At 58.8% G+C, this 13,648-nt stretch carries 14 protein-coding genes; 5 read left to right on the top strand and 9 right to left on the bottom strand.

From position 1 onward, the window contains the following. The first annotated feature begins 15 nt into the window (after window positions 1-15). Window positions 16-951 carry an AEC family transporter gene (locus KSP9073_RS11665; RefSeq protein WP_243409216.1) on the top strand — a complete coding sequence of 312 codons (936 nt, stop codon included), beginning with the start codon at window positions 16-18 and terminating at the stop codon, window positions 949-951. On the opposite strand, the gene KSP9073_RS11660 is transcribed toward KSP9073_RS11665, so the two are convergent. The 6 genes from KSP9073_RS11660 to KSP9073_RS11640 all read right to left on the bottom strand — a co-directional run bounded on the left by KSP9073_RS11660 (window position 952) and on the right by KSP9073_RS11640 (window position 4,992). Next, window positions 952-1,944 carry an adenosine deaminase gene (locus KSP9073_RS11660; RefSeq protein WP_108843130.1) on the bottom strand — a complete coding sequence of 331 codons (993 nt, stop codon included), beginning with the start codon at window positions 1,942-1,944 and terminating at the stop codon, window positions 952-954. Between the two features lie 209 nt (window positions 1,945-2,153). After that, a complete protein-coding gene (locus KSP9073_RS11655) occupies window positions 2,154-2,432 on the bottom strand; it encodes a peptidylprolyl isomerase (protein WP_108843129.1) in 279 nt (92 codons plus the stop codon). Window positions 2,433-2,582: 150 nt separating this feature from the next. Continuing rightward, window positions 2,583-2,765 carry a CsbD family protein gene (locus KSP9073_RS11650; RefSeq protein ID WP_165814242.1) on the bottom strand — a complete coding sequence of 61 codons (183 nt, stop codon included), beginning with the start codon at window positions 2,763-2,765 and terminating at the stop codon, window positions 2,583-2,585. A gap of 177 nt (window positions 2,766-2,942) precedes the next feature. Further along, window positions 2,943-3,110, bottom strand: coding sequence for a hypothetical protein (locus KSP9073_RS17630; RefSeq protein ID WP_165814241.1), 168 nt, complete (start codon window positions 3,108-3,110; stop codon window positions 2,943-2,945). Window positions 3,111-3,278: 168 nt separating this feature from the next. Then, window positions 3,279-3,593, bottom strand: coding sequence for a glutathione S-transferase N-terminal domain-containing protein (locus tag KSP9073_RS11645; RefSeq protein WP_108843127.1), 315 nt, complete (start codon window positions 3,591-3,593; stop codon window positions 3,279-3,281). 49 nt (window positions 3,594-3,642) lie between these two features. After that, window positions 3,643-4,992, bottom strand: coding sequence for a hypothetical protein (locus KSP9073_RS11640; RefSeq protein ID WP_108843126.1), 1,350 nt, complete (start codon window positions 4,990-4,992; stop codon window positions 3,643-3,645). Between the two features lie 162 nt (window positions 4,993-5,154). Here KSP9073_RS11640 and KSP9073_RS11635 point away from each other — a divergent pair, with 162 nt between their 5' ends. The 4 genes from KSP9073_RS11635 to KSP9073_RS11620 all read left to right on the top strand — a co-directional run bounded on the left by KSP9073_RS11635 (window position 5,155) and on the right by KSP9073_RS11620 (window position 7,562). Continuing rightward, window positions 5,155-6,240 carry a YihY/virulence factor BrkB family protein gene (locus tag KSP9073_RS11635; protein ID WP_243409215.1) on the top strand — a complete coding sequence of 362 codons (1,086 nt, stop codon included), beginning with the start codon at window positions 5,155-5,157 and terminating at the stop codon, window positions 6,238-6,240. An 88-nt stretch (window positions 6,241-6,328) separates the two neighbouring features. Then, entirely contained in the window at window positions 6,329-6,547 is a 219-nt protein-coding gene (locus KSP9073_RS11630) for a hypervirulence associated TUDOR domain-containing protein (protein ID WP_108843125.1), read from the top strand. A 45-nt stretch (window positions 6,548-6,592) separates the two neighbouring features. Then, on the top strand, window positions 6,593-6,928 hold the full coding sequence (locus tag KSP9073_RS11625) for a DUF3140 domain-containing protein (protein WP_108843124.1): 336 nt from the start codon (window positions 6,593-6,595) through the stop codon (window positions 6,926-6,928). 127 nt (window positions 6,929-7,055) lie between these two features. Further along, on the top strand, window positions 7,056-7,562 hold the full coding sequence (locus tag KSP9073_RS11620) for a hypothetical protein (protein WP_108843123.1): 507 nt from the start codon (window positions 7,056-7,058) through the stop codon (window positions 7,560-7,562). A 9-nt stretch (window positions 7,563-7,571) separates the two neighbouring features. Here the strand turns inward: KSP9073_RS11620 and KSP9073_RS11615 are convergent, their stop codons facing one another. The 3 genes from KSP9073_RS11615 to treS all read right to left on the bottom strand — a co-directional run bounded on the left by KSP9073_RS11615 (window position 7,572) and on the right by treS (window position 13,634). Further along, a complete protein-coding gene (locus tag KSP9073_RS11615; protein WP_108843122.1) occupies window positions 7,572-7,766 on the bottom strand; it encodes a hypothetical protein in 195 nt (64 codons plus the stop codon). 170 nt (window positions 7,767-7,936) lie between these two features. Further along, window positions 7,937-10,174: a 1,4-alpha-glucan branching protein GlgB gene (gene glgB, locus KSP9073_RS11610; protein ID WP_108843121.1), complete on the bottom strand. Its 2,238-nt coding sequence runs from the start codon at window positions 10,172-10,174 to the stop codon at window positions 7,937-7,939. Beyond that, window positions 10,158-13,634 (bottom strand): maltose alpha-D-glucosyltransferase, encoded by a 3,477-nt coding sequence (gene treS, locus KSP9073_RS11605; RefSeq protein ID WP_243409214.1) that lies wholly within the window; start codon window positions 13,632-13,634, stop codon window positions 10,158-10,160. The genes glgB and treS overlap by 17 nt, the downstream gene beginning before the upstream one ends. Between the last annotated feature and the right edge of the window lie 14 nt (window positions 13,635-13,648).

Below are 13,648 nucleotides of genomic sequence, written 5' to 3'. Positions count from 1 at the left end.
CCCGGAGATTCGTGCTTGGAAGTTCTTGCCATTACCGCTCCCATCTTCATGCTGATTGCGCTGGGCTATCTCGCTGTCATGGGGGGCGTGGTCACCCGGGATCATGTGCAGGGCGTGGGGCGTTTTGTGGTCACGCTTGCCCTGCCTGCGCTGATCATACGCGCGCTGAGCCAGCAGGCGCTGACGGATGTCTTCAACGCTCACTATCTTCTGGCCTATGGGCTGGGGTCGCTTTGCATTCTGCTGTTGGGGCTTGGACTGACGCGGCTGCAGGGCCAGCGGCTCGACCACGGTGCCATCATGGCCATGGGCATGGGTACGGCCAACAGCGGCTTTATCGGCTATCCGATTGCGGTCATGGTCATCGGCCCCACCGCCGGGGTAGCACTGGCGCTGTGCATGCTGGTCGAAAACATGCTGATGATTCCATTAAGTCTGGCGCTTGCCGAGGCGGGCCGACAGCAGGGTGTGTCGGTTTTTCGCATGCTGGGCACCACGTTACAACAGCTGGTCCGTAATCCGATCATCATTGCCATCGTGACCGGCGCCACGATCTCGCTGACCGGCATCGACGTGCCAGCACCGCTTTACAAGGCGCTGGACATGCTGGCCAATGCCTCGGCACCGGCCGCCCTGTTCGTGATTGGCGGAACGCTTTACGGCCTCAGGGTACGGGGCATGTATCGTGATGTGGCTCAGATTACGCTGGCCAAGCTGGTGATTCATCCACTGCTGGTGCTGCTGGGCTTTCAGATCTTCCCTATCGACAATACCGAGTTGATGATCGGGGCACTGCTGATTGCCAGTGCCCCCATGCTGAGCGTCTACCCCATCTTCGGGACGCGCTTTTCAATGGATGGGCTGTGCGCGGCGGCACTGCTGGCCGCCACGACCGGTGCCTTTTTCACCATCAGTACCGCACTCTGGCTCATTCACCAGACCGGGTGGTGATCAGCACTCGGCCAGCGCTTTTAACAGCGTGTCACGACGGGTCTCGTCCATGAATGCGGCTTCAATGGCGTTGCGCGCCAGCACACGAAAGGCGTCTTCATCCCAGCCAAAGGCCTCATGGCAGGCCACGAAATTGTTAAGCATGCCGCCGCCGAAATAGGCCGGATCATCGGAGTTGAGCGTCACACACAGACCATGATCAAGCAGGCCGGGCAGCGTGTGGTCTTCCAGACGTTCAAAGACCTTTAGATAAATATTGGAGAGCGGACAGACCGTCAGCGGAATCTGTTCGTTGGCAAGCCGGGCCACCAGCGCCTCGTCTTCCAGACAGCGCACGCCATGATCAATACGACAGACATCCAGCGCATCCAGCGCCCCGCTGATATAGGTCGCCGGGCCTTCTTCGCCGGCATGGGCAATCCGTGCAATCCCCAGCGTTCGGGCGCGCTCAAAGACGGCCGTAAACTTCTCCGGCGGGTTGCCAAGCTCGGCGCTGTCCAGACCGATCGCGTCAATCTGGCCATACCAGGGGGCGGCCTGCTCAAGGACGTCCAATGCTTCTTCGGCGCTGCGATCGCGCAGAAAGCTCATGATCAAGGCCGTTGACATGCCAAAGCGCCGGGTCGCCTCTTCACGCGCCTGGCCCAGACCTGCAAACAGGGTGCGCATGGCCACGCCGCGCGCCAGGTGAGGCTGCGGATCGAACGACAGTTCTATGTGAACCACGCCGTCTTCGTGGGCGCGCTCGAAATAGGCCATCGCCAGATCAAAGAAATCCTGTTCGGTATGCAGGACGTTCATGCCCTGATAGTAGAGATCGAGAAAGGATTGCAGATTGGCGAAGTTATAGGCCGCGCGGACCTCTTCAATGGAGCTATAGGGGAGCGCAACATCGTTTCTGGCGGCCAGCTCGAACATGAGCTCGGGTTCCAGCGTGCCCTCGATGTGCAGGTGCAGTTCCGCCTTGGGCAGCGTTTGTAGCCAGTCTTTCATGAGCACTTCCTCACAGTCCTGCAGTCCATCAGCACCAGAGTGCCAAATGGTTCATCAAATAATACGACCGAAGTCGCTTCACAGCCGTCAGGATAAACCAGCCGGCTCGTAGTGTCGCGCGAACGGCCTGATCAGCGGGATGACCCCACAAAAAAAGGCTGCCATGGCAGGCAGCCCCCGGGTATCGTCGAACGGCATACGGGACGTGATCAGCTGCGGCTGGTCACTTCCAGCAGATGATAGCCGAACTGGGTCTTGACCGGACCGTGCACCTTGTTGAGGTCACCGGTAAAAACGACTTCGTCGAATTCACGCACCATCTGACCGCGACCGAAGGTGCCCAGATCGCCACCCTGCTTGCCGCTGGGGCACTTCGAGTGCTCGCGGGCAACATCGGCAAAGTCCTTGCCCTGCTCGATTTCGGTTTTGAGTGCTTCGCACTCGGACTCACTATTGACCAGAATATGTCGTGCACTTGCCTGGGCCATGAAAAAGCCTCCTGCAGTTAAAACCCTGATTGTACGACGCTCCCGAGGCCAGCCATAGCGCTGCCGGGGCTTCAAATACAAAAAATGACCGTCCAATGGAAAGAGCCGCTCATTGAGCGGCTCTTTTATTAACTCTTCACATCAAAAGCATTACTTCTTGATGGCGTCCTTGGCATTACCCTTGGCACTTTCAGCATGCCCCTTGGACTGTTGGGCCTTGCCTTCGGCTTCGGTGCCGGGCTTGTCGGTCGCCTTGCCTACGGCTTCCTTGACCTTGCCCTTGACCTTGTCCATTGCGCCTTCAGCCTTGTCGGACTTGGAATCTGTAGCCATGACAATTACCTCCATGTAGAAAATGTGATACCAGACCCTGTGGGCGATATCTGCGTATCCGTGATACGCCTGTCTCAGTGTAGTCGGTTATGCCGTCTTGCCAATATCATCGCTGAATCAGCACAATCGCTGTATCAGTACCAAAGACACTGCCAGAAAAAGCATGGTGAACGCCGATCAATCCTTGCTGCTATCGGAATTCGTCTTGCGCTCGCCCTTGGCCAGGTCCTTTTCACCTTTTTCGACCTGATCCTTATCGCCGGCTGCCTTGCCGGTCTCTTTCTGGATCTTGCCGCCAAGCTTGTCGACCATTCCTTCTACCTTGCCACCTTTCGACTCTGACATGCCAACCTCCTGTTCTGCATGATGGCTCCGGCAGGTTCTGCTGTTGCACTGCACATGTGCCGGTGCCTTTTGACAGCATAGACCGTACAAATCGGTCGTCAGCCATGATTTTGTGAACGATTGTGACGAGTCAGGCATAACCCTTCAGGCCACGTTAATGGCGCTTGATCAGGCGAACTGCTGGCGCAGCCAGGCCACGATATCGCCGGACTCGTACATCCAGTGCGCCTCGCCCGTGGCCTGAGTGATGCGCAGACAGGGCACCATGGTGCGACCGCCCCCCTCGATCAGCTCTTCGCGAGCGGTCGCGTCCTCACGTGTGTTGCGAAGCTCGATATTGAGCGACAGCCGCTCGATTTCATGCAGCACGCGGCGACAAAAGGGGCAGCTTTCATATTCGTAGAGGGCCAGAGACCGGCACTGCTGATCCACTTGCGCCTGTTCTTCCGGCGTACGGACCGTTTCATCGGTATTGTTCTGCATCGATGTCTCCTTGCATGCGTTGCTGTTTAAAGCGTCAAGCGTGTGACCATCAGGGCGTGGATTCCTCGATATCCACGATGCCTGAACGGCTCATGTTGATTTTCCAGCGCTGCAGGGTCGTTTTCTGGGAGCCGCGAATGCCGCGTGCCACCAGATTGATCTGATAGCGTCGCTCGACCACCTCGCGATTCACCTCGCCCTCCAGCAGCTGATAGACATGATGATGGCTGTCCTCGAGCAGATTCGCGATCATGGAAAGATCGAGCATCATGATCTCGCGGGTTTCTTCATAGCCGCTGAGAAATCGCGTCGGCAGCATTTTTGAACGGCTTCGATACTGCAGGATGACCTCTTCCCGCTGGGTCACCCCGCCGCCGCGGGTGGCACGGATGTCATCATCGAGCCGCTTGAAGCGCACATAGTCGAGCCATTCACGCTGCTGGCCGACCATCTCGTTGCTGTGCACATCAAAGTACTGACGCATCCACTTGGCTCTGCCCCGCCGCAGCCACCGCCACAGCGTATTGCGCAGATCCTCCTTGAAGACCTCACGCATGGCGTACAAAAGCGCCAGAATCAGTACAAAGCGCAGGGTCAGATCTCCGACCAGATTGCGCGCTTCAAGTACCAGCACCGAGATCACCAGCATCACCACACCGGTGGCCAGCGCCTTGACGCCGCGCTCCTCCCAGGCGCCCAGCTCGCGCGTTCGCTGCTTGAGGGTGACCGGATACTCTATCAAACGCCGCAGCAGTCGCATCTTGTTGGAAATGCGCGACGGGCTCTGGGCGGCACGGCTTGAATTGTACTGATGCTCACCGCGATAGCGGTTTTCAAACCGACAGATCTCCAGCAACGCAGCGCGCGCCAGCGTCTGTGAGTCATCACCTTCGGGCAGATCGGCAATCAGCTTTAAAAGCCGCTGCTCGGTAATCCAGGACATGTAGTTGTCGATATTGATGAAGTACTTGAGCTGGCTGTCGTCACCGGGGCGGTTGCGCCTCATGCGCTTGGTCACGTTACGCGCCAGCTCGACGATCTCTTCAAGTGCCTCCGCGTTGACTCGATCAGGATCGCCTTCCAGAGGCGCAATCAGACGTTCAAGCGCGACCACATATTGATAGGCATAAAGACTCAGGCTCAAGCGATAACGCTCGGGCGACTGCCGATCCCGACGCGCCAGACGACTATGCGCCAGCGGTAAATGGCGCTGGTTGCTGTAGTAGGTACGCTTTAAATGAATGGCGTTGTGATAAAAGCTGCCTTCAGAGACAACATTGCGGTGAAGGTCAATCTCTGCAGGTATGAACAGATAAAGATCCAGCCCGTGTTCGGTGGCTTCCCGAAGCACTCGCGAGATCTTGATGTTGAAACCTTCCCTGCGCTCTACACTGACCAAGAACGTAACCCTTCAAGCATGACGTGGCAAAGGCGCGATGGCCTGTAACGCATGAACATTCACACGTCGTGACCTGGTTCGAATCTCAATGATGGCATTATTGCCGCTACACTGGGAGACGCCCTACAGGGTATTTCATTTACACGCCAGGCACCCGAATGCATGACGCACCTGCCTGAATCGTTCAACCGGGGTAATCAAACCATGCAGGACACCACCGACAAGCATCATGGCAGGGACAGGGGGCGAAACACCACGTCGCCGTTAGCCATGCCGGGACGGGGCTGGAAGGACACGCTGTTGCGCGTCAAACGTCAGGTGGAAGCCAATCACGCCACGCTGATTGCGGCCAGTATCGCCTTTTATGCCTTTCTGGGGATTTTCCCGGCCATCGCTGCCTTCATTTCAATCTGGGGTCTGGCCTTTGATCCGCAGCAGGTACAGGGCCAGATCGAAATGCTCAGCAGTGTGCTGCCCGACGACGCCGCCAGCATCATTCGCCAGCAGGCGCTATCGGTCAATAACAGTGCCGGCACCGGCATGAGCATCACGGCCGTGGCAGGTCTTGTCTTTACGGTCTACAGCGCCTCCAAGGGCATGAAAGGGTTAATGGCCGGGCTCAACATCATCTATGGGGAAAAGGAAGAGCGAGGCCTGATCAAGCTGACCCTGATGACCTGGGTACTGACCGGCGCCATGATGCTGATGACCATCCTGACGCTGGGCACCATTGCCGTGCTGCCCCCGCTGATTGCCTGGCTGCCGTTTGGTGAAACACTCACCACGCTGTTGACCTATATTCGCTGGCCCATTCTGCTGATGCTGGTGATCAGTGCCATCACTGTCCTTTATCGCTATGGGCCTGACCGTGCGCCGTCGCGCGTGCGCTGGGTCAGTGTCGGCTCCGTGACGGCCACCCTGCTCTGGGCGCTGGGCTCGATTGGCTTTTCGATCTATGTACGCAACTTCAGCAACTACAATCAGACCTACGGCACCATTGGCGCGGTCATGGTGCTGCTGCTGTGGTTCTGGCTGTCGGCCTTTATCGTATTGCTGGGCGCTGCGCTCAACTGTGAACTGGAACGCCAGACGCGTGAGGACACGACCACCGGCAAGCCGCGCCCGATGGGCAAACGCGGTGCCTGGGCGGCCGATACGGTTGCCCGCGATGCCCACGACATTGGCGAGAACGCTTTCACGGATGCCAGCAGCGTGCCCACCGGCGAGGATCGCCACCGCGAGAGTTGAGCAATCCGGTACTTAAACGCCGTGGTCAACCGACAAACGAGTCGACCCACGGCGTCCAATCCACCATGAAACCACAGGGAATGTTGTCATGAGTGAGCACTACCGTCAGCGTCAGCGCGTGAAGTGGAAATGGGGAGAGCACTGGGCAGAAGGCAAGGTAACCCGCAAATATACCGACAAGGTGACCCGGCGAATCAAGGGCAGCGACGTCACCCGCAATGCCAGCGAAGAAGAACCGGCCTACATGATCAAACAGGATGACGGCGACCGGGTGCTCAAGCTTCACAAGGAGCTGAGCAAGGCCTGAGCCGTCATGTGAAGGTAAATATTTTTGCGTGTCAGGGAGGACACCATGAGCGATGACCGCGAAGCGATTTATCAGGATTTCAGGGACAGCGTCAACATGGCGCCGAAAGAGCTTGAAGAGTGGCTTGAAAGTGACGAGTCAAGATCAGTCGGTGACAGCAGCGACGGCGAATCTACCGGACATCGGTCGGGCCGTCGCATCGTCGAGATCAAAAGAAAGCGCAAGGCAGAGCTTGATGACAACGACTACAGCCACATGAAAAAGGTCAATCAGTACGTGGCACGTCATCTCAGGCAGCCGCCTCAAAAGGAGGACAGGAAGACCTCGCGCTGGCGCTACTCCCTGATGAACTGGGGGCACGACCCGCTCAAGTCGTCCTGATACATCAAATCGACATAACCGACTGGTTATTAACGCTTAAGTGAAACTGGCATTCGACGGCCATGTCAGGCAGAACCGCCGTTCGAGTGCCATGCTTTTCAGGAAACACGACACAAGGAAAGTCCCCATGAAGTATCGTTCACTGCTCGCTGGCGCCGTCATGATGAGCGCCACCGCCGTCGCCCAGGCCGGCCAGCCGGCGACCGACGGCCTCTACTCTGCCGACAGGCTCATGGATGCGCATGTTCACCTTCAAAATGAAGATAAAGACATCGGAGAAGTGGAAGATCTGCTGTTTGGCGATGACATGATGCTTCAGGCCATCGTGATTGAAACCGACGACGATAGTTTTAGCCCGCAGGACCATGGCTATGTCATTCAGCGCGGTGATTTCACGGTTGAAACCAGCGCAGATACCGACCTTGATGAGCTGGAATACAACGTCATCGTTAATCTTGATCGCGACGCGCTCAAACAGCAGGACACCTGGAGCAATGACTGGTGGCAAAATGCCCGTCAACAGGCCTCGCAGACATGGCAAAAAACCAGCGACGCTGCCAGCAGCGCCTGGAAGGATACGCGCCAGGCCACATCAAGCCTGCTGCAGCGTGCCGGTGAAGCGCTGGAAAACTAGGCTCAGCAGCTAGCCGTCAAGACTGCGCGCCGGGTCGCCTGAAACACCCGGACAATGCCCGTCATGGTGCTCGCACCAGACGGGCATATTATTGCCCCGATCAGGCGTCAGGGTGTCTCCACCCATCAGAATCAGAAGAGAAAGCAGTATCACCAGAATGAAAACGGCGATATCACCGAGAGGATAGTGACGATAATGATGCATGGCGACCTCCCGTCCTGTTCACCGGGAACAGCCACCCTCAATGAGTCATGCAGGGCGGCAGCCCTCTACATAAGACTTCCATTATATTAAAGAAGTTTTAAAGGGCTACCGCGATGCACGTTTTGTCGCACATGGCGTAGCAGGACTACGCCCTATGCCCCACTCTCGGATTACGTCAGCGCTGCCTTGCCAGGCTTGAGCATCACGGCACCCAGCGGCGGTAGATGCAGTGACAGCGTAAACGGATGGCCATGGCTTTCACATGCTTCACTTTCACGCCCGCCATCGTTGCCGGCACCGGTGCCGCCATACGTGCGCGCATTGCTGTTGAAGCACTCCTGCCAGTAACCCGCCGTAGGCACGCCAACACCGTAATTTGACAGCGTCTGCGGCGTGAGATTGATCACCACCAGCACCGGCTCGCCATCGCGACTCCAGCGCAGCCACGCCAGAACGCTGTTCTGGGCATCATCGCCGACCACCCACTCAAACCCTTCGGGTACGCAGTCCAGCTCATGCAGGGCCGGCTCGCTGGTATAGAGGCCGTTGAGATCGCGGACCAGATCCGAGATTCCCTGATGCTCACTGTCGGCCAGCAAAAACCAGTCCAGCTCCCGGTCGTGACTCCATTCGCGAAACTGTGCCAGCTCACAGCCCATGAACAGCAGTTTCTTGCCGGGATGCGTCCACATCAGCGACAGGCAGGCGCGCAGGTTGGCAAACTGCTGCCAGCGATCGCCAGGCATCTTGTTGATCAATGAGCCCTTGCCGTGCACCACCTCATCGTGAGAGATCGGCAGCATGAAGCGCTCGGAGAAGGCATACACCAGCGAGAAGGTCAGCTCACCGTGATGGTAGCTGCGATACAGCGGGTCCTCACTCATGTAAGTGAGGGTGTCGTGCATCCAGCCCATGTTCCACTTGTAGTTGAACCCGAGACCGCCTTCCGACACGGGTCGGCTTACACCGGGCCAGGCCGTGGATTCCTCGGCGATCATGATGGCACCCGGCGCCTCTTCACCAACCACTTCATTGAGATGGGTCAGAAAATCGATCGCTTCCAGGTTTTCCTGCCCACCGTGCCGATTGGGAATCCACTCCCCTTCCTGGCGTGAATAGTTGCGATAAAGCATCGAGGCCACCGCATCCACACGCAGGGCATCCACATGGAAGTGCTTGAGCCAGTAAAGGGCCGAGGCCAGCATGAAGCCGTGGACTTCATGACGCCCGAGATTGTAGATATAGGTGTTCCAGTCCTGATGGAAGCCTTCTCGAGGGTCCTGGTATTCATACAGCGCCGTGCCATCAAAGCGGGCCAGCCCGTGCGGGTCGGTCGGGAAGTGCGCCGGCACCCAGTCCAGAATGACACCGATCCCCGCCTGGTGGCAGGCATCGACAAAGGCAGCAAATTCCTGTGGCTTGCCGAACCGGCCGCTGGGGGCGAACTGCGACAGCGGCTGATAGCCCCAGGAACCGCCAAAGGGGTGCTCCATGATCGGCAGCAGCTCGATATGGGTAAAGCCCATCTCCTTGACGTAGGGAATCAGCCACTGGGCCAGATCGCCCCAGCTGTAAAGCTCGCCCTCATCGCCGCCGTGACGCCGCCATGACGCCGCGTGCACCTCGTACACCGAGATGGGCGCATCCGCGCCGTGACGCTCGGCCCGCTCGTCCATCCATGCCTGATCCTGCCAGTCATGGGACAGCGGTGCGGCGACCACCGAGCCGGTCTCGGGGGGCGACTGGGTCGCTCGCGCCACCGGGTCGGCCTTGAGCGGCAAAAGTCCCTGCTGGCCCACGAGTTCGTATTTATAAACGCTGCCTTCGGCAAGACCGGGGATAAAGATCTCCCAGACGCCGGTGGGCTGGCGCTGGCGCATCGGATAGCGCCGCCCATCCCACTGGCAGAACTCGCCCACCACCGAAACGCGACGTGCGTTGGGTGCCCACACGGCAAAGCGCACGCCTTCCACGCCATCGATGGTCATCATCTGCGCGCCGAGACAGGTGCCCAGCTCGCGGTGATTGCCCTCGCCGATCAAATAGAGATCAAGATCGCCCAGCAGCGGGCCAAAGGCATAGGGATCCTCGACGACTTCTTCGCCATGCGGCCAGCGAATGCGCAGCCGGTAAGGCGCCAGCCGATCCAGCCGGCCGACAAAAAGATCCGGCACCTGACCCGGCTGCAGCCGGGTCATGACGCGGTCGCTGTCGCGTTCGAGCAGCTCTACCCCGATGGCGCGCGGTAAAAAGGCCCGCACGACCATCTCATGATCCACCTCATGCGGCCCCAGAACCGCAAAGGGATCGCCATGAGTACCTTCTACCAGCGCCTGAGCAGCGTCAGGGTGCAGGTGAGTGATGTCGGTTGACGCACTGCGAACGTTCAATTTATTGCGAGTCGTCATGGTGACCCTCCCCTGGTTGGGACATGTCATTGCCCGAGCGAGCGCTCAGTTCATCAAAGAGTGCCACCAGCCCCCGCATGGGCACGCTCAGCCAGGCCGGCCGGTTGGCGGCTTCATAGGCAATCTCGTAGGCGGCCTTTTCCAGAGTGAACAGTGACAGCGCCGCACTGGCACCATCCTCGAACGCCCATTCATGGCCCACCTGATGCGTGGCCTGACGATAGGCCAGCAAAAACGACTGCGTGACCCGGTGACGATAGTCCTCGATGACGTCCTGACTGACCGCTTCACGATCATGAGCCACATCGGACCGGTAGGCGTTGTCCAGTGCCATGGCCGAGGCGTAGTCAAAGGAGCGAACAACCCCTGCCACATCGCGCAGCGGGCTGCTTTTCATGCGGCGTTCATCGAGTGACCGGGCAGGCTCGCCTTCAAAGTCGATGATGTAGGCATCGTCATGCGACACCAGAATCTGCCCCAGGTGCAGATCGCCATGGGTGCGCGTGCACAAGCTGCCGCGCGCGTGATGGGCAAACGAATCCGCCATCTCATCAAGCGCTGCACGACGCTCAAGGAGCCAGTCGGCCAGCTTCTGATCCTCTTCGCTGGCACTGCCCTTGTGGCTTTCCAGAATTTCCATGGCTCGAGCAAGCTGCGCGCGCACGCTGTCGGCCCATGCCTGCGTGCGGGCCTCGTCGGCGACCTCGGGGGCAAAATCGGCCTCCGGTGTGTCCATGGCCAGCAGGGTATGCATTTCTCCCAGCCGCTGACCCAGAAGGCCTGCAAAACCGGTCAGGGTCGCCAGCGGGTCATAGGCGTCGTCCTGCTCGGACTGCACCATCTCGCTGACATCGCGAATGGCACGTTCGAGAGTGTTGAGCGTCCACTCCCAGGCATCGCCCTGATTGTCGATGTAACCCTGCAGGACCATCAGAACGTGCGGCACGCCCTGATCATCCATGCGGGTCACTTCGCCGAGCATGGGTGCAATATGCGTAAAGCCGCGCTCGGTCAGATACCGTCCCATTTCCGCTTCGGGATGGATGCCGCTTTCAATCCGACGAATCAGTTTGAGCACCATGCGCTCATCAATGATCACGGAACTGTTGGACTGCTCAGCACTCAGGTAGCGCGTCTCGGCATCCTGCGCCGACATTTCCATTTCGCTCAAAAGCGAGGTGGATCTGAAATGCAGCTCGCCCGGACGCGGCGCCTCGGCGTTCGTTTCCACGGCGCTGTGGGTCAGATCCAGTACCATGCCCGTACGCAGTGCCTGAACGACCGCCATCGGAAAGCCCGGCATCGCAAAGGCATCGGTCAAGAGACCAACATCACGCCCGCGGCGAATGCGGGCCATGGCCAACTGCTGCGGCAACAGCGCCGTTTCATCTTCACCGATCATGCCCAGCGGCAGCACATAGCGCTCACAGGATGATGGCTCGTTGCCCTGATGCGCCTGAACCTCAATTTCGGCCAGCAATATTCTGGGCGAGTCGGAGGCGTGCTCATCGATGACCGGGCCATTCAGACCGACCGCCCAGGCCAGCGAGACCTTGTCGATGGTGCTGTTTTTGGCCGCAAACCAGCGCCTTCGCGGTAGATACTGCGGCAGGCTCTCGCTTTCCAGCGAGCGACGTGTCCGCCCGCTGCCGATTTCATCCAGACGCTGTTTGATCACCAGCGTCAGAAGCTCCGGCATCATCTCCTGAGCCGGCGTGTGCCAGGTCGGCATGGCTGTCTCCGGCGCCAGAAGGAACCAGTAAAAACCATAGGGCGGCAGGGTCAACAGATAGCTCAGCTGTCCGATCGGCGGGAAGCTGCTGCCGCCAATCATCTCTACCGGCACATGGCCTTCCCAGCTGGAAAGATCCAGCTCCACGGCCTGTGCCGAACGCGAGACATTGGCCACGCAGAGAATGGTGTCTACCTGACCGGTATCTTCATGGGTGTATTCGCGGATATAGGCCAGAATGCGGCGGTTGGACGGATACAGCAGCTTCATGACACCACGACCGAAGGCCTTCTGCTGGCTGCGCACGGCCAGCATGCGGCGCATCCAGTTGAGCAGCGAATGCGGGTCACGCGTCTGCGCCTCGACGTTGATGGTCTGAAAGCCATACAGCGCATCCATGATCGGCGGCAGCACCATGCTGGCCGGATCGGCCCGCGAGAAGCCGCCGTTGCGGTCCATTGACCACTGCATGGGGGTACGCACGCCGTCGCGATCGCCCAGGTGGATGTTATCCCCCATGCCGATCTCGTCGCCGTAATAGACCGTGGGCGTGCCCGGCATCGACAGCAGCAGGCTGTTGAGCAGTTCGATACGTCGACGGTCGCGTTCCAGCAGCGGTGCCAGACGGCGCCGAATGCCCAGATTAATACGGGCGCGGCGGTCAGAGGCGTAGTGATTCCAGAGATAGTCGCGTTCGCGGTCAGTGACCATTTCAAGCGTCAGCTCGTCATGGTTACGCAGGAAAATGGCCCACTGACAGTTTTCAGGGATCTCCGGTGTCTGACGCAGGATATCGGTGATCGGGAAGCGGTCTTCCTGAGCCAGCGACATATACATGCGCGGCATCAGCGGGAAGTGGAACGCCATATGGCACTCATCACCCTCGCCGAAATAGGGACGCGTGTCTTCGGGCCACTGGTTGGCTTCGGCCAGCAGCATGCGATCGGGGAAATGCTCATCGATCACCGCACGGATGCGCTTTAACACATCGTGGGTCTCGGGCAGGTTCTCGTTGTTGGTTCCTTCACGCTCGACCAGATACGGGATAGCGTCCAGACGCAGGCCGTCCACCCCCATTTCCAGCCAGTAGTGCATGACCTTCATGACCTCGTCGAAAACAACGGGGTTATCAAAGTTCAGATCGGGCTGGTGAGAATAGAACCGGTGCCAGAAATACTGGCCGGCCACCGGATCCCAGGTCCAGTTGGAGGTCTCGGTATCCAGAAAGATGATACGGGTGTCGCTGTAATGGGTGTCGCTGTCCGACCAGACGTAAAAATCGCGCTCGGGAGAGCCCTTGGGCGCATGACGGGCACGCTGAAACCAGGGGTGCTGATCCGAGGAGTGATTGATGACCAGCTCGGTAATGACGCGCAGCCCGCGGGCATGCGCCTCCTTGATAAACTGCTGCGCCTGCTCCAGCGTGCCGTAATCGGGGCTGACCGCGCAGTACTCTGAAATGTCATAGCCGTCATCACGACGTGGTGACGGATAAAACGGCAGAATCCAGATGGTGTTGACGCCCAGGCCCGCAATGTAATCAAGGCGCTCGATCAGCCCCTGAAAATCACCGATACCGTCGTTGTTGGCGTCATAAAAGGATTTGACGTGGACCTGATAGATGACCGCGTCCTTGTACCACAACGGGTCATGGATAAAGGCGGGCTCTCCCTCGGCGGCTGCCATGGCCTGCTGGGACGATCCGGATACATCACTGGCATTCATCATGAGACCTTGTCCTC

The organism is Kushneria phyllosphaerae, from assembly GCF_900312995.1.
Classification (GTDB): Bacteria; Pseudomonadota; Gammaproteobacteria; order Pseudomonadales; family Halomonadaceae; genus Kushneria; species Kushneria phyllosphaerae.
This window is presented reverse-complemented; position numbering and strand designations above follow the sequence as displayed.